Source organism: Chryseobacterium sp. BGARF1, assembly GCF_001677955.1.
GTDB lineage: Bacteria > Bacteroidota > Bacteroidia > Flavobacteriales > Weeksellaceae > Chryseobacterium.
Genome location: NZ_LELA01000080.1, coordinates 1 through 18,938, shown reverse-complemented (window position 1 = coordinate 18,938; position 18,938 = coordinate 1). Strand labels below are relative to the sequence as shown.

Below are 18,938 nucleotides of genomic sequence, written 5' to 3'. Positions count from 1 at the left end.
TATGGCAAAGCAAGAAGATGTTTTCAAGAAAGTGATCTCTCACGCTAAAGAATATGGGTTTATTTTCCCTTCGAGTGAGATTTATGACGGTTTATCTGCAGTTTATGACTACGGACAAAACGGTGCAGAACTGAAAAACAATATCAAACAATACTGGTGGAAAGCGATGGTACAGCTTAACGAAAATATTGTGGGTATTGATTCAGCGATTCTGATGCACCCAACTACTTGGAAAGCTTCGGGCCACGTTGACGCATTCAACGATCCTTTGATTGACAATAAAGATTCTAAAAAACGTTTCAGAGCAGATGTTTTGGTGGAAGATTATTGTTTGAAAATTGAAGAGAAAGAGAAAAAAGAAATCGAAAAAGCGGCTAAAAGATTTGGTGAGTCTTTCGATAAAGCACAGTTTGAAGCAACGAATCCTAAAATTTTAGAATACAGAGCCAAAAGAGAAGCTATTCTTTCAAGGTTGGCAAAATCATTAGAAAACGAAGATTTGGCTGATGTAAAAGCTTTGATTGAAGAGTTGGAAATTGCTGATCCTGATACTGGCTCTAAAAACTGGACGGAAGTAAGACAATTCAACTTGATGTTTGGAACTAAATTAGGGGCTTCTGCAGATTCTGCAATGGATCTTTATTTGAGACCGGAAACTGCTCAGGGAATTTTTGTTAACTTTTTAAACGTACAGAAAACTTCTCGTCACAGACTTCCTTTTGGTATTGCTCAGATTGGAAAGGCGTTTAGAAATGAGATTGTTGCAAGACAGTTTATTTTCAGAATGCGCGAATTTGAACAAATGGAAATGCAGTTTTTTGTTGCTCCGGGAACAGAACTTGAATTCTACGAACAGTGGAAAACAAAACGTCTAAACTGGCATTTGGCTCTTGGTTTAGGAGATGACAACTACAGATTCCATGATCATGAGAAATTGGCACATTATGCTAATGCTGCGGCAGATATTGAATTTAATTTTCCATTTGGATTTAAAGAACTAGAAGGAATTCACTCAAGAACAGATTTCGATTTGAAAGCACATGAAAAGCATTCAGGTAGAAAATTACAGTTCTTCGATCCTGAAAGAAATGAAAACTACGTTCCTTATGTGGTAGAAACTTCTGTTGGATTGGATAGATTATTCCTTTCTATTTTCTCAAACTGTTTGAAAGATGAAGTTTTGGAAGACGGTTCAGAAAGAACAGTTTTATCTTTACCTCCGGCTTTAGCACCAATTAAAGCAGCGATTTTACCATTAATGAAAAAAGATGGTTTAGCGGAATATGCGGAGAATATCTTTAATGACTTGAAATACGATTTCAACTTATTCTACGAAGAAAAAGATGCCATCGGAAAACGTTACAGAAGACAGGATGCAATTGGTACCCCTTACTGTATTACCATTGATCACGATTCTCTAACAGATCACACGGTCACGATAAGAGACAGAGACACGATGCAACAGGAAAGAGTTCCGGTTTCTGAGTTGAGAAGAATTATCGATGAAAAAACAAACTTCAGAAATTTACTTTCTAAAATATAAATGTAAGGCCTTGAGACATCAAGGCTTTATTTTTTATTCAACTTATCCCCGAAATCATTATTTTTGAAATCAATTTTTAACCATGAAAAAAATAACACTGTTGATGTTTGGTCTGGTTCAGACATTCGCCTATTCTCAAACTCAGGATTTAACGGCATTAGCTTCGGGAGAACACACCGGTATGAACGCTTTATTTGATGATAAAGATAATCTCTACGGCTATGTATCAATTTATTCTTATGGAAAATCCGGAGAAAAAACGAAGAAATTCGAATACGTTATTTTAGATAAAAACCTAAACCCTGTTGCCAATAAAGAATTTGAAGGAGATATTACGGCTGCATCTTATGTTGGATATGTAGATTCTAAAGGGCAGATTATTTTAAAGCCCTCCGGAATAGATTATACGTTGGTGAAAAACAAAGATTTGTTCACTCCCGTTTCAATGGTAATAGATCCAAAAGCAAATACCATTACCCGAAAAATATATTACGATTATCAGGAAAACGGAACTTTCAAAGAACTTAACGAACCTAAAAACTGGAAGGAACAACGCAAAGAAAACCGTGAAGAGAAAAAAGAAAAAGGCTACAACTATATCTCGGCGGTCGGCGAACTTAAACAAGGTGGATATTTTGCTATAGAATATAAAGATTTTGGAAAATACATCAGCAATAACAGCCTGATGAAATTTACTCCGGAGAAAAAAGAAGTCTGGAAATACAGCTACAATACCAACGGAGACAAAAAAAACTTTTCTGCTCTTACCGTGCTGGAAAAAGATGAAAAATATATGTACTGCATCATGAAAAAGGTAAGTGATGATAAAAAGACTTTTAACCTTATCGTAATCGATATGCAGACAGGGAAAGAAATATCAAACAAACCCATAACCGGATTTTCGGATGAAACCATCGACAATATAGATACTTTCTACACAGGATACAGAAAACTTGACAATGACAAAACTTTTGATGACAAAATGGTTATTGTAGGCAAAACTTTTTCGCCGTCTTTTGATCAATTAGGATTTTCAAGGTTGATTGTGAATAAATCCGACTTCAGTACAAGTGCAAAATCTATTCACTTCAAACAGGATCTTACCACTTATCTTCCAAAAATAAATGCTAACGGATATGTAGAAAACGGCTATATGCTTCACTCCAGAGATATGTATTTTATGAGTGACGGAAGTGTGGGAATTTTAACGGAAAAATACAAACCAATGTCTGAATATAATGCTCCAAAAACTACAGATCTGGTTTATATTTATACTGATAAAGATTTCAAAGTTAAAGATGTAAAGGTATTTGAAAAGGAAAAAACAAAATGGTTCAACAGCGATTATCTTTTTTCTCAATATCTGAATGACGGAAAAGATGTTGTTTTCTTTTACCGTGATTATCAGAAAGATCAGGTAACGAAAGAAAAAAAATGGAATCTTTTTATTAATACCATTATCGACGGTAAATTTAAACAAGAAATTGTTCCCATTTCAGAAAAAGACAATTACAATGTGACACCTTATGTGGCAAAAGAAGGATACATTTTACTACGCGAGTACAACGAAAAAGAAAAGTTTAATAAGATTCGTCTGGAAAGATTGAATTATTAATTTAAAAAATTAAAGCATAAAAAACCTAACAGATTTTAATTATTTGTTAGGTTTTATTTTTTAGCCAATAGGAAAATGGAAAAATTCTACGATTCTTTCTGATAAAAATCTGCAATATTCTTTATCTCATCCAAACTTAGATTCCACATAAAATTTAAGAATTGCTGATAGCTTTCGCTTTGATTTTTCGGGTCTACCCTATCTAAATATCTGTTTAGATTATAATTTTTACGGGCTTCATAAATTTTAGAAAAACATTTTCCAAGCCAGGTTTTGTAATATTTTTCCTCTTCACCGTCTTGCAAAAACTGCAGACTTGCATAAATTCCTATTCCATAATCTTCAGCATGATAAAAATTGGGTAATGTTTCCATTCTTGCCGTTTTCTCAAGAACGGCGTAAGATTCCGAAGCTTTTTCATCGGTAACTTCTGTTTTCAGTTCGGGAAAAAGCTTCTTCAGATGATTGATTCTCAATATAATTTCAGGATGTGATTTCAACGAATCTTTGTTGAGCTTACTCTTAAAATGATTGTAATTATACAACGAAAAGTCTTCTTTTTTCAGCCATTTGTCATTAAACTCCTGTTTTGGAAGATTGAAAAACTTCTTGTACGTTTCTACCTTCAATTCTTTTGGAGAGATTGTATCAAAATCTTCAAGTCTTTTCAAAGTATTGATAAATTCTGTTCTTGTAAAATCACTATTTTTAAAAACGGTATATCCTAAAGAATCTGCCTGCATTTCTTGTTTTCGGTTTTCAGACCCTTTCTTGTAGACTCTATTCTTCAATACACTGAACGCTCTCTCATTACGATATTCTTTGGTCGCTTTTATATCCTGAACCACCATCTTATCAAGCTGATTTTGATTAATGAGACCAAGAAAAGTTTTCAAAGTATGCTCTGTCATTTTATGACCTAATTCGTGAGAAATCACTGCAGCTAATTGACTGTCGTTATTTAGCCAATTAAATAGACCCATATTGATGACAAAAGTACCGTCTGCAAAACAATAAGCATTAGGTGTATTATCTTTGGCTATAAGGATTTTAAGATTTTCAGGGATTTGAGGATTATTTTTTCTTAAGCGACCAATAATATCTTTAACCTTCGCATCAAATACCGAATTGAAAATAAAGTCTTTATTTTTCACCTGCTTTTCAAAATCTTTCCCAAGCTCATTGTAAATTTTTGTCAGCTCACCTCCCGTTTTCCCAGAGTATTTTGCTTTGAGACTTTTTACCAAAAATTCATTATTTAAAGAATAGTTTTTAATAAAATCTTTTCTCTGCTTATAGTCTGCAGTATCGATTGTCTTATAAGTCTGTGCAAAAAAAACAGCCCCAATAAAAATCAATAAAAAGGTAATGTAGTTTTTCATCATATTTTTCATCAATAATCACAAAAATAATTCATTTAAAAATACATTTGTGAGTTTCTTTTCAAATTTATTTTAAATTTGTTTAAGACCAATTCTTATGATAGTTATTATTTATCTAATGGCTTTTTTAGCCGCTGTCGCTGTTCTTTTCTACCTATTTGGGTATACTTATATTTTTAATGGTATTTCTAAAACCTATCTTCGAGGGAAAACAAGCGCTAATATTGATGATGGAAAACTTTTCACAAGCAACATTATTCATACAACAAAACCGGTTCTTTGGGATGAACATTCTGATTACAACAAAAAAGACCTGCCTAAGATTATCGTTGATGACCTCACCCACTCCAATACGGCGTCATTTTTGGTTATAAAGGATGGAAAATTACTTCATGAGCAATATTGGAACGGCTATAATGAGCTTTCAAAAACCAATTCTTTTTCTATGGCAAAAGCGGTTACCGTTATGCTTTTTGGAAAAGCTCTGGAAGAAGGAAAAATTAAAAATATTGATGCTTCTTTTTCTGAATTCTATGATGAATTTAAAAATAAACCTTTAGGTAAAGAAGTAAGTTTAAAGCATCTTGCCCAAATGGAATCTGGATTAAACTGGGATGAAAATTACAAAAACCCTTTTCTCCCAAATGCTCGGGCGTATTATGGAACAAGCTTGATGAAAGCTACATTTTCGAGAACTTTTAAAGAAAAACCAGGCGAAAGATTTGAATATCAAAGTGGTTCTACCCAGCTTTTAGGATTTGCAGTAAAAAAAGCAGTCAATCAATCTTTATCAAGCTATTTATCTGAAAAATTCTGGATCCCTTTGGGAATGGAACAAAATGCAACCTGGAGTGTTGATGAAAGCGGAATGGAAAAAACCTACTGCTGTATCCACTCCAATTCCAGGGATTTTGCAAAACTTGGACAGTTATTTTTAGATGATGGAAAAGTAGGTGATCAACAAATTTTGAATTTAGATTTTATCGAACAGATGAGAACTCCGACAAAAAAATCTGACGAGATCTACGGAATGGGACTTTGGATCAACAATGACAATCCTATAAAGCATTATTATTTCTTAGGGCTTCAAGGTCAATATATTATTATCATTCCTGAATATAAAATGGTGATTGTAAGAACCGGAAGCTACAATAATCTCCCCAAAACCGACAGAGGAAGACCAGATCAAGTGAAATTTTTGGTCAATGAAACGGTAAAATTATTTGCTTAAATTGAGTTTGAGGCGAAGGTTTAGGTTTAGCGTAAAATATTTTAAAGCTTGTGATCTTTGTAAAAAACTTCGTGTTTCTTGTGGTTAAATAACAAAAAAACACTCACTTTAAAAATAAAAATCTATGGAAAAATACAATCCTTTAGTTGATGAATATATTGAGAAGTCTCCAGACTTTTCAAAACCTATTTTAAATTATATCCGAGAAATCGTTCATGAATTTTGTACGGATGCAGAAGAAGCAATCAAGTGGAAATTCCCCACTTTTATGTATAAAGGAAAAATTCTTTGCTCGATGGTTTCATTCAAAGCATATTGCAGCATGGGATTTTGGTTACATGGTGAAATGCAGACAATCAAAAATCTTGAAACCGACGTGGAGAAAACCAACATGTTCAGTTTAGGAAAGATTACTCAGTTAGAAGACCTACCTTCAAAACCTCAGCTTAAAAAAATTATTCTGGAAGCAATGGAGCTTAGCGATATGGGAGTAACGTTAAAAAAAGCAGCACCCACAAAAACGGAAACTGCAGTTCCTGGTGAGTTTCAAAATGTTTTAGATCAAAACAAAAAAGCTTTGGAATTTTTTCAAAAAGCATCACCTTCTTTCAGAAAAGAATACATCAACTGGATCATGGAAGCCAAAACAGAAACCACTAGAAATAAAAGAATAAAACAAGCCATAGAATGGATCTCTGAAGGAAAAGGCAGAAACTGGAAATACGAGAAGAAGAAATAATTAGATGGAAGTTGGGTGATAGAAGCTGGAGGTTTACAAGTTTGAAAATATTTTTCCTAATCTTAACTAAACTTTTAGTGGAATCTGAAATTTGCTTCGGGAAGTGTATTGTTTTTTAGAAAAGCTTCGTATTCAGGTGACATTTGAGCGCGACCAAAAGTATTCTGTCCGCTCATACTTCCGAGACGTACTTTATCTTTCCCATATTTTTTATTCATCGCATCCATTGCTTTCATCACAGGCAAATGTTGATTTTGTGTATCTTCTTCAAATAAACTGATCAATCGTTGATCTTCTGGAACAAAATCATTGACAATAACGCCTGCTTTTTTATAATGAAAACCTTCTTCAAAAATAGATTCAAACAAATCATTCACCACCCTGCCAATAAGGATTGATGAATTGGTAGGATTGGAAAGGATTTGAGTTTTTGCATTCCTGTACTCTGGTAGATCTTTTCTGAAACGATTGGTCTGCACAAAAACGGTCACCATTTTACAGCAGGTATTTTGCTTTCTTAATCTTTCTGAACAATAAATTCCGAATGTTTCTACACGTTCGCGTACATCCTCTTTTTTGGTGAGCATCTGCATAAAACTTCTGGTCACTGCAATCGATTTTTTAGGAGACGGAGCATCTAATTCCAGTTGACGAATTCCTTTCAATTCATTGATCATTCGTACTCCATGAATTCCCATTATCTGGCGAACCCACATTTCAGGTTTTTGAAGTAAATCCCATGCTTTATACACTCCGCTGTCATTCATTTTTGCGCTCAATCGTCTTCCAATTCCCCAAACATCGCCGATATTAAGCCACTTTAAAGCTTTCTCAATTTTTTCCGGACTATCTAAAATATAAACTCCTTCATTAAATTTTTCGGGAAAGTCTTTTACTATTCTGTTGGCGACCTTACACAAGGTTTTTGTAGGTGCAACGCCAATACTTACAGGAATATTTTCCTTATCCTGAATTTCATTTTTAATTTTAACACAATAATCATGAGTGTCAATATATTTAAAACTTGTAAGGTCTAAAAACAATTCATCGATAGAATATACTTCATAATCAGCTTTATCAACGTAAGAAGTTGAGATTTCAATAACTCTCTGACTTTTAAAGTTGTACAGTTCAAATTTTGCAGAAAAAACTTTTACATCATGCTGCTTAAAAAATTCTTTATACTTAAATGCAGGAGCTGCCATCGGGATCCCCAACTTTTTCGCTTCCCTACTTCGAGACACCACACATCCGTCGTTGTTGGAAAGCACCACAACTGGCTTGTTTTCAAGCGAAGGATCTAAAGTTCTTTCACAGGAAACAAAGAAATTATTGCAATCGACTAGAGCGTACATGATGTAAAAAAAACGATTTGAAAGTACAAATCTATGACTTTTAAAACATAATTTTAAGTTTAAAACCGACTTTAACACTCAATTTAATTACATGAAATACAAATAGTTAAATACGTTAAAACACGTCAGGTTTTGTCGCACTAATGTATTAATCAGTGATTCCAGAAAGTTTATTTTTTTTAATTAAAATGGCTCCCTTTTTATTCTCAACACGTCAAGTTTTGGCGTATCGCACCTCTATATTTGTTTTCTAAAGAAATTAAAAATATGGATAAAGTAAGCTTACAGAGAATTGAAAAACTACACCCTTTTGTGAAGGAGGAAGTAAAACAAATCATCAAAGAATGTGATGAAGCATTAACCGGAAAAGCCAAAATCAGAATTACTCAGGGACTTCGAAGTTTTGAGGAGCAGGAAAAACTCTATGCTATCGGAAGAATTACAAACGGAAAAAAAGTAACGAACGCCAAAGCCGGACAAAGCATCCACAATTACGGATTAGCCGTTGATATCTGTTTAATTATTAATAAAAAAATAGCGAGTTGGGATACTGTAAAAGACTGGGACAATGACAAAGTTGCCGACTGGTACGAATGTGTAAAAATTTTCGCAAAACACGGTTGGGATTGGGGCGGAAACTGGAAAACGTTTAAAGACCTACCCCACTTTGAAAAGAAGAATTTTCCGAGTGAAAAAGGTTTAAAAAAGACGAGTTGGAGAGCGCTTGCAAAACTTAAAAGGGATGAAGAAAATTATGTGATTTTTTAAAATTTCTTCTTGAAAATAATTATAACACGTCAAGTTCTGTCGCCTTCCGCTCCTATCTTTATACTACCAAAATAACAGTAGAAAAATGAAAAAGACAACCCTACTTTCTTTAGATGGAGGCGGAATAAGAGGCATCATCACCTGCATTATTTTACGCTACATCGAAGAGCAGCTACAGATTCATGACAAACCAAGCGCAAAGCTTGGAGATTATTTTGATCTGGTTGCAGGAAGCAGCACGGGAGCATTGATCGCAGCGATCATTTTGTGTCCTAATGAGCACAGAAAAGCAAAATATTCTATTCAGAAAGGTTTAGAATTGTATTCTGAAAAAGGCGGCGATATCTTTCAGGTTTCTTTTTGGGAGAAACTGGTTAATCCGTTTGGGTTGATGAATGAAAAAATTTCTCAGGAAGCTTTAGAAAAAAACCTCAACGAGTTTTTTGGAAATTTAGAATTAAAAGAACTGATAAAACCATGTTTAATAACAAGTTATGACATAGAAAACCGAAGAGCAAAATTATTCAATTCCTGGAAAGCCAATTTAAGCACAGATAATTTTTATGTAAAAGATGTTTGCAGAGCCACTTCAGCAGCTCCAACTTATTTTACACCGGTTCAGATCAAATCGATGTACGGACAAATCTTCAGCTTGATTGACGGCGGAATGTTTGCCAATAACCCGGCACTTTGTGCCTATGCAGAAGCAAGAAAAGTTCCTTTTGCAGAAGTATTAAAGAACCACCAGAAAGCCAACTACCCTACTGTCAATGACATGATTATTATTTCTATTGGAACCGGAATTGAATCTAAAAGTTATTCTTTCAAAAAAATGGAAAAAGCAGGAAAACTCGGTTGGGTAACACCCATTATTGATATTCTGATGTCTGCCAACGCAGAAACGGTAGATTATCAACTCTGCCAAATGTTTCAGACATTGGGGCAGAGAAATCAAAAGAATTATTACAGAATCAATCCTTCTTTGAAAAACGCTTCTCCAGCGATGGACAATGTAAGAAGGTCTAATATTGAGAATTTAATTCAGGCAGGCTTAAGCTACATTGATGATAATCGAGAAACTTTAAACCAAATTGTGCAAAAATTAATTAGAAACAAAATATAAGCTTTTAAGATTATAATTGACTACTATAAGCTTATTTAATTATAATTAAAAATAGGGAAAAATAAAATTTAAAGTCTCTGAAACACGTCAGGTTTTGACGCTCTTCGCCCTTACTTTTGTAATATAAACAAAGACACAAAAAACAAATCTAAACAACTTTTAATATCCATTTGAATTCAACACTACCTAATGCTGAACAGCCTAAAATATGTTCAAAATTAACCCAACAATTAAAAACACAAAACATGGAAACATCAAATCACAATTCTGATATAATCTCCAACAAAAACCTCTTTACTATTGAATGGAGCGACATCGAAAACGCAGAAATAGATTTCGAAAATTATCTCGATGATATTGAAAATTTCTTCAGAGAAGATTTTGAAAATGATATTCTCGAGGAGGAATTTGAAACCAAAAAAGATGAAATTTAATTTTCAAATACGTCAAGTTCTGTCGTTGTAACATCTTAAATTTAATGTACTAACTAGACACAATTTTCCCTATCAATTTTCACGAAAAAGTCTTAGAATTTAACATCCTCAAAATGTTGAACAGCCCGAAATATGTCTAAAAATCAACAATTAAAAACACAAAATGAATCTTCCTATTAAAAATAAAGGTGGAAAATCCGTTGCCGAAAACCACCTTAAAAAATAAGGCTAAAAACCTGAAGGTTATCTAATAAAAAGAGACTTCAAAAATTTAATCTTAAAAACAAAAAACAATTTTAAAATGTCAACAAATTTAAACACAAATAACTCTTCGCAAACGCTATTCAGATTTGCAGCAATGAGAAACCCTGAATTATCTGATCCAAAAAATAAAGAAAAAAGATTTATTTTCAGAGGGAAAAAAGCTAAAGATGATAGTAAAATTGATTCTAACCTAAACTCTTCAAATAACCTAAACTTAATTTTAAGAAAACCTTCGGCAATCAATCTCACGGTGCATTCTGAAGACTCTCTAAAAACTCTTTATCTTAAATTTTACGATTTTGCGGTTTGGGTTGCAAGAAATAAATCCACTGCTACCAAACAAGAATTTGACAAGCAGATTGCACTTTGTAAAACATTCGGAGCTTTAACCGTTGATCATGTTCTTTGGGATAATCTCGTTTATCAGGTGGTAACCCAAAAAGATTTCTATGCGAAAGAACTTATTATGCAGCTTCTCCATTTGGCACATATTCTTGAAAATTATAATCTGTCTGAAGAGTCTTTTGAAGAGATGAAAAAAGCAAAAGTAGTTTTACCAAAAGAACTATTTAAAGTATCTTCTACAGGTTCTAGTGGAACATCTTCATCTACTCAGAGGGTGATGTTCGATAATAAAGCAATGAAATTGGCCGAAGCCTCTGTAAGTCTTAAAGAAAACGAAAATCTTACAAATGCTTTGTCAAAATTAGAAAAAACATACAAAAAAAAATATGATGAAGCATACAAAAATGCTTATACAAGCTATGAAAAAGAAGTAAAACCTATTATTCAATCAGCTAGAAAAGAGTCAGCTGAAGCGGATAGAAAAAAGTTAATTCTAGAGAACAGAATTAATTATCTGACTCAACTCAGCATCGCTGATCCAGAAAAATTCTATGCAAACAGTGAACTAAATACGGAGCTCCATCGCATCAAAGATGAGATCATGAAAATCACAATTCCTGATGTAGAAATACCGGAATTTGATTTCCAATTTGAAATTCCTGAGATTGATGCAGCACAATTAAGCAGAATCTTAAAGTCACAAGACCAAAACACTTTAAATAGATTATTTGGAACAACTACCATTATAGATTCTTTAGCTGAAATTACTTCATTTGAAGAATTGAACCACTATATTACTCAAAATAATCAGGTTTTACAGCAAACAGTATTGAATAATACCGTTCTTGATCAACAGGTTTCTGCTACAGTGGGAGGTGTTGTAATACCCGTAAATAATAATTCATATACAGCAGGATATATTCCTTTCAGCATAAAAACTTATGCTCAGAATTCATCCGAATGGAGCTTACTTTTAGCTTTAAGTAGCAATATTGAAATCGCTTCAGCGAAATATAAGGTACTTGTAAAAGATACGGAACTTTCCTCTACGAGTTTATCTTCTTTAGGTGGAGGATCTTACTTATTGTTTGATGTACCTAGAATTCCAGTTTCTAAAACCTCTGGAGTTGAACAGTTTGTTGTAGAAGGAGAATTTACATCAAAAGATGGGATCACTTATCGTTTCAATGTTAAATTAGTTATTGATCCGGATAATTTAGACAGAATAACTAAGCAATATACCTTCAGAGGAGCCGATGGATGTATGCCTGTCGATCCGCCAAAACCGGAAACACCGGAAAATCCAGAGAACCCGCCGTATAATCCTTCTGAAACATCTTCTTTTATCCCTTCAGGATTTGGAATGAAAAATATTGGTGTCGCAGATTATTTAAAAGTAGAACAAAGTACGTATTGTTATGTAGAAGGAGATGTTGCTCACATCGAAAACATTATGGCTCGTGAATATAAGGAGCGTTCTACCAGAAGATTAAAACGAAGTGAATCTCAAACCACAAAGTCTTCAGAATCTGAAAAAGAAAAATTGACAGACACTACTTCTACCGAAAGGTATGAAATGCAGAGTGAGATATCTAAAATCTTGCAGGAATCTAAAGATTTTGCAGCACAAGCAGGAGTTACTGCAAGTTGGGGAATAGGAAAAGTATCTTTTGGGGCAAGTGCAAATGCAAGTTATGCTACTCACAACTCTAAAGAAGAAAGTAACCGACAAGCAGTTACCGAAGCTAAAGATATCACAGCAAGAGCTTTAGACAGAATTGTAACCAAAGTAAAAGAAGAGCGTATTGATAAAGTTTTAGAAGAATACGAAGAAAATAATAAACACGGTTTCGATAACACCAAAGGAAGCAGCCACGTTGTAGGAGTTTATAGATGGGTTGATAAAGTCGTAAAAAACCAAATCTATAATTACGGTAAACGTATGATGTTTGAGTTTATGATTCCTGAACCAGCCAAGCTTCATACTTTAGGAATAAAAATGATTGATGAAGCTGAAAAATTAGTAAAACCCATTGACCCAAGAGAATCTCTAACTAATAAAATGGAAAATTTCACGTCGTTAAATGGTCTTACTGGTGAAACAATTTTAAAGTTTTGGTCAGGTAAATATAATGTTGCAATAGACAAAATGCCTGAAGATATTTTATATATTGGTAAAGCGTTTTCTAATACAGTGGGAGATTCTGTAAGAGATTCAGAATGGGATGAAGCAATTGCAGGAAGCGCAGAAATTCAGGTTCCAGAAGGCTATGTTTCAATTGCGGCAAGAGGATTTATTCAATCAGGTGGAGAAAATACTTTAGGACATTATTTAAGAATAGGTGGAGAATTTATGGATGGTACAGAAGTTAGCGTTAAAAACTTCTACCCTTCAATTCCAGTATCATTCTCTACCATAGCATCACATGCTGTTGATGTGAATACTACTGTAAAATGCCAGTTAACTCCAGAAGCAAAAAATGCTTGGCTACAATCCACCTTCAACAAAATTATCGAAGCTTACCAAGTAGAAATGGATAAATACAACCAAGCTTTAGCAGAAGCAAAAGCTTTAGGTGTACAAATCAAAGGCTCAAATCCAGGTTTCTACAGAAAAATTGAGAATACAATTTTAAGAAGAAACTGTATCTCTTATATGATTACTCAGAATACAAATCTAGAATTAACATTTGGTAAAGGTAAATATCACAACAACGGATATTCTTTAGGTGAAGAAACTTTCTTAAATACAGACATTAAAGTAGATGCAAAATTAGACCAATATGCCGCTTTTGTGAAGTTTATGGAACAGGCATTCGAATGGGATATCATGAGCTACTATTTCTATCCTTACTATTGGGGTAACAGAGAAAAATGGGCAGCAATGTACCAATTTGATGATAATGACCCTACATTCAGAGCATTTATGCAATCGGGTATGGCGAGAGTAATTGTTACGGTAAGACCAGGCTTTGAAGAAGCCGTAAGACATTTCCTTGCAACCGGACAAATCTGGAACGGTGGCGAAGTTCCTGTAATCGACGACCCATTATTCTTATCAATTGTAGACGAAATGCGCTCTGCATTAGGTAAAAAACAAGGTGAACCGTGGAGAGAGAAAATCCCGACTTCATTGACTATTCTTCAGGCAGATTCTATCGGTTTGAGAGTAGAAAAAGCTTTGCCTTGCAACTGCGAACCAGGAGTAAAATTTGATGATCAGCTAGGTGAAATGTGCGGAAGTAATTTTGCACTGAACAACAATCAAATTGGCCAGTCTGGTGATAAATGGATGGAAATCAGTTTTAAGAATATGGATACCACGGTTCAAAATATTGGAGAAGCTGATAAAGAAGGTTATTTTCCAAGACAATATCTGTGTTTAGGAAACAGCATTACGATAGACCGAGACGCAACATGGCAACAAACAGATTCTTTTGCTGTTGTATATAAAGCATTATCCAATGAACTTTCCCAAATCGAAGGATTAGAAAGCTACCCGATGGAAAGAGGAATTACATTTAAAATCAATGTAAGTAAAATTAAAAATTTCTCTTTCACAAAACCTGGTGGAGATGACAGTCATGATATGCTGAAATTCTCAGTTGATTTAGACAATTCCAGTCTGAAAATTGCATCTCCAGAATATGGCAGATACGGTAGCGAAAGAATTCTAGACAAAGACGGTCAGGTTATTCCACAAGCAGAATATTTAGACAAAGTTCCCTTAAGCAAATTCTTACTGTAATTCTTAATTATTAACTATTAATTTTTAATTAAGTAACAATGAGCCAGGTAAAACCTGAGTCTATTTGGCAGCACGACAAAGTGCTGCCTTATATTCTCACATCTTTAAAGGACAAGATCAATGACATTACTGAGGTTGAAAAAATTATCATTTTCGGCAGCAGAGGAAGGCTTTCTGTGGAACGCTGGAACGAATTGGAAGGAAAAGATTGGGATATTCTGATACAGGCAAGATGTAAGGTAAAAAATGCTGGAGTTCTAGTTAGTGAAAACTATCATTTAGATTTATTAGTCTTGGATGAAGAACAGGTAAAAAAGTTTTGCCAAAACAAAGTCACCAAAGAAATTTTCCCTATAAATGAATTGGAATATTTAATGGATAAAAACACAGAAAATGAGTGATTTTAAAAATATTGTTGAATTTTTTAAACTTAATAGAAGATCAGAAGAAGCAAATAAAATAAATTCAGAAAACAATAGAAGAACATTAACCATACTGGAAACAAAAGAAGATTATGAAATAAATACTCAGGATTACAATGGTCTGAAGCTTTTACGAGATATTTTCCAAAATTTTGCAGCAACCGAGGTTTTTATATTAAATAATTCTTCAGGCAAAGAATTTTATGTAAAAACAAATGCAGGGACATATTTTAATTTAGCTACTGAACAAATCAATACAAATATTACACCGCTAGATCTGTATGCAGTTTCTTTAGAAGATTTCCCTGCCGAGATTTACTTCTATGATACAGTAAAAAATTGTGTTGTTTTTGATATGTTTTTGATAAAAAATGTACAGATTTTTCCGGAAAGTATACGATATGATCCACATTCTGATTTTTTTGAAGATTTCAGTCATCAAGAAACTTTGAGCTACAGTTATAAGACTCACAAAACTTGGGTATATGATTTTGTCAGTCTTCTTATTCCAAATAATGATCCGGAAGGAGATCCTTTTACAAAGCAAATTTCTGATAGTGATGTATCTGTCACACAAATAAGAATAACACAAGTCATTGATATAATTCCTGTTATAAAAGAATCAATGGGAAAATATTTTGCTTATTATAATCTATATAAGAAAGATGACAGAAAAATTGTTCCTTTTTATCAGAATAGAAATCATTTTTCTGACGAAAACATTCCCGTAGTTACGTTAATGTTCAACAGCTTGGAAGCTTTTATGTCTTATTTTAATGATACTATTTTTAGTCAGACAGAAAATTTTACTATTGGTAAAAGAAAAACTTTTCTTAATCAGTACTATGAAATTGTCGTTCTTCCTTTGATAAGAAATTTAGAAAGTAAATCGACATTTTCGTATTATGATGCATTGCAGGCTTTATACTATTTACCAGAAAGTCTATTCTATATGCTTCCTGAAGGATTCTTATGGACATTTTTTGAGAAAGCAATTGCTAATGATAGTTTTACAAATAAGCCTTATTCTAAAGAAGAAGACATCTTCCTTAAAATATTGAAAGTATTAGCATCAACAGAAAAGAATGCTGTTTTGCTTATAGAAAAACTGAGTAAGAATATAAGTGAGGATAATAATTCACAGATGCTTTTAGAGTTCTTTTATAAAAGAATACATGGGGATAATTTTATAGAGTTTGCTGACATAGTAAATAAAGCATGGAGGAAAACAAGTTTTGTAGATTCTAGCTCAAAAACCAACTCCAAATTTGCTTCTACTAACGGGCCTAAGCATTTGCCTTATCATTCCGAAAAATTAGCGGGATTCTTTTTCAGCAATCTTTCGGCAAGTTTTGAAGAAAATCCAGACAACAAAGACGAGAGATTCTTACGTTTTAAATTTGATACGGGAAAAACTAAAAAAGTCACTAAAGTACATCCAAAAGCTGGAGTTTATAAGGATGATGAAGAAATTATTGCGTATTATTATTATCATCCCTTCTATCCCGTAGAAATTAAAAATACAGATACAGATAATCAAAATCAGGAGACGGCTATAAAATTGGATATCATTGTTCCCGCATTTATGCTATTTGCGAATTCTAATAAACAGTTTTGGAGTAACGTAATAAAATCTGGAGAATACGCACTTGACATCGGAGTAATTGCTTTAAGTTCTGGAACTCTATCCGGATTAGCAGCAGCCGAAGTTATCAGTGCTTTAGCTATTGCTCGTGGAATAGGTGCTACAGCAGCAATCACAAGTTCTGTTGCCAATATTATACTAAAATTGGCAAATGCAGAAGAATCAGCTCTTGGAAGATCGTTTATAGAGTATTTATTTTGGATAGAAATGTTATCTTTGAGTGGAGAACTTACCCTTGCAATTAGAAATGGTCTTAAACGTTCCGCTACTAAGCTTGTAGGAAAGGAAGATGATATCGCTAGGCTTGAAAAGCAACTTGATGAAGCTGTTGTTGAAGAAAATGGGAAGAGAAGAAAGTTGAATGAAGCAGAGAAAAATGCAATAAAAAAAGAAATAAGTAGATTAGTTAAAGAAGGAGGTGATTACAGCTCAAAATTAGCAAAAAGAGTAAGTAAAGCTCTGGACAAAGCACCAGAAGACATTAAAAATTATGAAGATTTATTCAAAAATAAAGAGCATGAGTGGGGAGGAGTCTATAGCAAAAGAACAAAATATAAAGACTACCATACTTCTAATCTTCCTGATCAGATTATTTGGCCAAACAGAATTATAGAAAAACTAGAAAATTGTATAGTCACACACAATCATCCAAATGGTTCAGGATTGAGTATTGCTGATTTAAAGTTTTTTCTAAGTAATAAACTGACTGAGATAAGGGCTGTGAAACCAGATGGAAGTGTATTTAGTTTAAAAAATGGTAAAATTTTAAACGGTGAAAATGCAAAATTCATTAACTATGAAGATGATCTAGATCTTATCCTTAAAAATATCAAAAGAATAGAAAAAGATTATACTATGATGTATAAATTTTCTGTGGGAAATACCGAAAAGATAGATGCAAGAATGTTTAATGAAATTTTTGATTTAATAAAAGATAAAATAACTTACACACATTATGTACATTAAAAAAATAGTAAAATGGAACCAAAAATAAATTTAGAATTTTTATATTATCAGGAAACACAGGGATTAGACTGGACAGACCCCAATATGGAAGTATATGACGAACAAGAATGGGAGTTTGATAGAAAAATGAAAACTACAGCTCTTAAAGATGTTATAAAATTAATTATAGAAGGATATAAAGAAAAATATCCACAGCAGAAATTTTTTAAAACATGTTTTTATGACACTAAAACAGGGATAGGAAATGGAAAATATCCAGATCATCTAGGCCAATATGACTATTATCAACCATCAAAAAAAATGGCTCGTAAAGATATTAAATACTTAATTATGCATATTGATAAAGGGATAAAAGGTATAGGAAATGCAAGATATATGAAAGAATTGGAGTTGGAATTTTTTGAGCCACAAACATTTAATACAGTTGTAAAAAACACATTGCAAGGCAAAGATTTTAGTATTTCACATACCTCCAATTCTACTGTTTATAAAGTGAAAGATTCTGCAATTTCCGAAATAGAGATAACTCCTTTGAAATTTAAATTAACAACAAATCCCCAGAAATGGATTGCTTATTATTGATAAATCTCAACCACCTTCGGGTGGTTTCTTAATTTTATATTTAAGTGCTGAACTTACGATTGTTATTATAAATAAGTTGAAACCCAGCTGCCGCAAGATTGTATCGTGAATAAAATGATAGATATTCAAGCGATAGAATTAAGAGCAAGGATTGTAGAGCGAGAATTTCAACAAGCAGCCAAACAAAAGTTAGATTTTTCTTCAGTTTCGGAAATGATTAGTTTTATTTTAAAAAAATATAAATAAAGTACCATGAATACAATTACAAAAAAAATATTATTAGAAATAATAGCTTTTTTAAACACAAAAGAAATTAAGGAAGGTGATATTTATTTAAAAAAAGCTTATGAAAAAGTTAATAAAAAAGTTCTATTAAGTAGATTGGGAGAATTATTGCTTTGGATAGACCCAAAACATCATTTTTCAATTACTAACTTAGAAAAATATGTTATTTATGAGGATTTCATGGATCAACAAACTATAGAAGAAATAACAGGAGAATATTTATTGGTATTTAAATATTTACCTGAGTTAAAGAAAATTTTCGTATTTGAAGATAAGCATATAAAATTTAACTCTTCTCTAGATAAAAAAGATATTCAAGAAATTTACCATTTTGTAGAAAAGAATTATATAATTAACCCTAAGTATACGACTCGGTATATAAGACCATAAGAATAGATTCCCACTGCCGCACGATTGTATCGTGTGGCTTTTTATTTTACAAACTCTCTCTCAAAAGTTTTATCTTTATAAAAAACATAAAGATGAGCAGA

General features: G+C 32.9%; 15 protein-coding genes. 13 read left to right on the top strand and 2 right to left on the bottom strand.

Annotation, left to right across the window (positions count from 1 at the left end; genetic code table 11):
* The first annotated feature begins 1 nt into the window (after nt 1).
* Nucleotides 2-1,543, top strand: coding sequence for a glycine--tRNA ligase (locus AB671_RS14925; RefSeq protein WP_066676570.1), 1,542 nt, complete (start codon nt 2-4; stop codon nt 1,541-1,543).
* Nucleotides 1,544-1,625: 82 nt separating this feature from the next.
* Nucleotides 1,626-3,158 carry a hypothetical protein gene (locus AB671_RS14920; RefSeq protein ID WP_066676403.1) on the top strand — a complete coding sequence of 511 codons (1,533 nt, stop codon included), beginning with the start codon at nt 1,626-1,628 and terminating at the stop codon, nt 3,156-3,158.
* An 86-nt stretch (nt 3,159-3,244) separates the two neighbouring features.
* Here AB671_RS14920 and AB671_RS14915 read toward each other — a convergent pair whose 3' ends face one another.
* On the bottom strand, nt 3,245-4,543 hold the full coding sequence (locus AB671_RS14915) for a M48 family metalloprotease (protein ID WP_066676568.1): 1,299 nt from the start codon (nt 4,541-4,543) through the stop codon (nt 3,245-3,247).
* A gap of 94 nt (nt 4,544-4,637) precedes the next feature.
* On the opposite strand from AB671_RS14915, the gene AB671_RS14910 reads away from it, so the two are divergent.
* Both AB671_RS14910 and AB671_RS14905 read left to right on the top strand, forming a co-directional pair.
* Nucleotides 4,638-5,771 (top strand): serine hydrolase domain-containing protein, encoded by a 1,134-nt coding sequence (locus AB671_RS14910; protein WP_066676402.1) that lies wholly within the window; start codon nt 4,638-4,640, stop codon nt 5,769-5,771.
* Nucleotides 5,772-5,895: 124 nt separating this feature from the next.
* On the top strand, nt 5,896-6,510 hold the full coding sequence (locus tag AB671_RS14905) for a YdeI/OmpD-associated family protein (protein ID WP_066676400.1): 615 nt from the start codon (nt 5,896-5,898) through the stop codon (nt 6,508-6,510).
* A gap of 74 nt (nt 6,511-6,584) precedes the next feature.
* Here AB671_RS14905 and AB671_RS14900 read toward each other — a convergent pair whose 3' ends face one another.
* Nucleotides 6,585-7,865, bottom strand: a complete 1,281-nt coding sequence (locus AB671_RS14900; RefSeq protein ID WP_066676398.1) for a Y-family DNA polymerase — start codon at nt 7,863-7,865, stop codon at nt 6,585-6,587.
* A gap of 267 nt (nt 7,866-8,132) precedes the next feature.
* Between AB671_RS14900 and AB671_RS14895 the strand changes: the two genes are divergently transcribed.
* From AB671_RS14895 to AB671_RS14860, 9 genes are all read left to right on the top strand, one after another.
* Complete coding sequence (locus tag AB671_RS14895) at nt 8,133-8,633, top strand: M15 family metallopeptidase (RefSeq protein WP_066676396.1); 501 nt, start codon at nt 8,133-8,135, stop codon at nt 8,631-8,633.
* Between the two features lie 85 nt (nt 8,634-8,718).
* Complete coding sequence (locus AB671_RS14890; protein WP_066676393.1) at nt 8,719-9,756, top strand: patatin-like phospholipase family protein; 1,038 nt, start codon at nt 8,719-8,721, stop codon at nt 9,754-9,756.
* Nucleotides 9,757-10,001: 245 nt separating this feature from the next.
* A complete protein-coding gene (locus AB671_RS14885; RefSeq protein ID WP_157444223.1) occupies nt 10,002-10,190 on the top strand; it encodes a hypothetical protein in 189 nt (62 codons plus the stop codon).
* 301 nt (nt 10,191-10,491) lie between these two features.
* Nucleotides 10,492-14,547, top strand: a complete 4,056-nt coding sequence (locus AB671_RS22315; protein WP_066764823.1) for a hypothetical protein — start codon at nt 10,492-10,494, stop codon at nt 14,545-14,547.
* A 38-nt stretch (nt 14,548-14,585) separates the two neighbouring features.
* The gene (locus AB671_RS14875; protein WP_066676390.1) at nt 14,586-14,948 is read left to right on the top strand and encodes a hypothetical protein; all 363 of its coding nucleotides are present in this window, start codon (nt 14,586-14,588) and stop codon (nt 14,946-14,948) included.
* Nucleotides 14,941-17,580 carry a hypothetical protein gene (locus AB671_RS14870; RefSeq protein WP_066676387.1) on the top strand — a complete coding sequence of 880 codons (2,640 nt, stop codon included), beginning with the start codon at nt 14,941-14,943 and terminating at the stop codon, nt 17,578-17,580. The genes AB671_RS14875 and AB671_RS14870 overlap by 8 nt, the downstream gene beginning before the upstream one ends.
* Nucleotides 17,581-17,592: 12 nt before the next feature.
* The gene (locus tag AB671_RS14865; RefSeq protein ID WP_066676386.1) at nt 17,593-18,162 is read left to right on the top strand and encodes a hypothetical protein; all 570 of its coding nucleotides are present in this window, start codon (nt 17,593-17,595) and stop codon (nt 18,160-18,162) included.
* Nucleotides 18,163-18,276: 114 nt separating this feature from the next.
* A complete protein-coding gene (locus tag AB671_RS22945; protein WP_257621336.1) occupies nt 18,277-18,408 on the top strand; it encodes a hypothetical protein in 132 nt (43 codons plus the stop codon).
* Between the two features lie 6 nt (nt 18,409-18,414).
* Nucleotides 18,415-18,837, top strand: a complete 423-nt coding sequence (locus tag AB671_RS14860; protein ID WP_066764820.1) for a hypothetical protein — start codon at nt 18,415-18,417, stop codon at nt 18,835-18,837.
* Nucleotides 18,838-18,938 lie beyond the last annotated feature (101 nt).

What these genes read in the sequence shown, in the direction of transcription:
- AB671_RS14925 (WP_066676570.1), top strand. Translation starts at nt 2, where the DNA reads ATGGCAAAGCAAGAAGATGTTTTCAAGAAAGTGATCTCTCACGCTAAA.
- AB671_RS14920 (WP_066676403.1), top strand. Translation starts at nt 1,626, where the DNA reads ATGAAAAAAATAACACTGTTGATGTTTGGTCTGGTTCAGACATTCGCC.
- AB671_RS14915 (WP_066676568.1), bottom strand. Translation starts at nt 4,543, where the DNA reads ATGATGAAAAACTACATTACCTTTTTATTGATTTTTATTGGGGCTGTT.
- AB671_RS14910 (WP_066676402.1), top strand. Translation starts at nt 4,638, where the DNA reads ATGATAGTTATTATTTATCTAATGGCTTTTTTAGCCGCTGTCGCTGTT.
- AB671_RS14905 (WP_066676400.1), top strand. Translation starts at nt 5,896, where the DNA reads ATGGAAAAATACAATCCTTTAGTTGATGAATATATTGAGAAGTCTCCA.
- AB671_RS14900 (WP_066676398.1), bottom strand. Translation starts at nt 7,865, where the DNA reads ATGTACGCTCTAGTCGATTGCAATAATTTCTTTGTTTCCTGTGAAAGA.
- AB671_RS14895 (WP_066676396.1), top strand. Translation starts at nt 8,133, where the DNA reads ATGGATAAAGTAAGCTTACAGAGAATTGAAAAACTACACCCTTTTGTG.
- AB671_RS14890 (WP_066676393.1), top strand. Translation starts at nt 8,719, where the DNA reads ATGAAAAAGACAACCCTACTTTCTTTAGATGGAGGCGGAATAAGAGGC.
- AB671_RS14885 (WP_157444223.1), top strand. Translation starts at nt 10,002, where the DNA reads ATGGAAACATCAAATCACAATTCTGATATAATCTCCAACAAAAACCTC.
- AB671_RS22315 (WP_066764823.1), top strand. Translation starts at nt 10,492, where the DNA reads ATGTCAACAAATTTAAACACAAATAACTCTTCGCAAACGCTATTCAGA.
- AB671_RS14875 (WP_066676390.1), top strand. Translation starts at nt 14,586, where the DNA reads ATGAGCCAGGTAAAACCTGAGTCTATTTGGCAGCACGACAAAGTGCTG.
- AB671_RS14870 (WP_066676387.1), top strand. Translation starts at nt 14,941, where the DNA reads ATGAGTGATTTTAAAAATATTGTTGAATTTTTTAAACTTAATAGAAGA.
- AB671_RS14865 (WP_066676386.1), top strand. Translation starts at nt 17,593, where the DNA reads ATGGAACCAAAAATAAATTTAGAATTTTTATATTATCAGGAAACACAG.
- AB671_RS22945 (WP_257621336.1), top strand. Translation starts at nt 18,277, where the DNA reads ATGATAGATATTCAAGCGATAGAATTAAGAGCAAGGATTGTAGAGCGA.
- AB671_RS14860 (WP_066764820.1), top strand. Translation starts at nt 18,415, where the DNA reads ATGAATACAATTACAAAAAAAATATTATTAGAAATAATAGCTTTTTTA.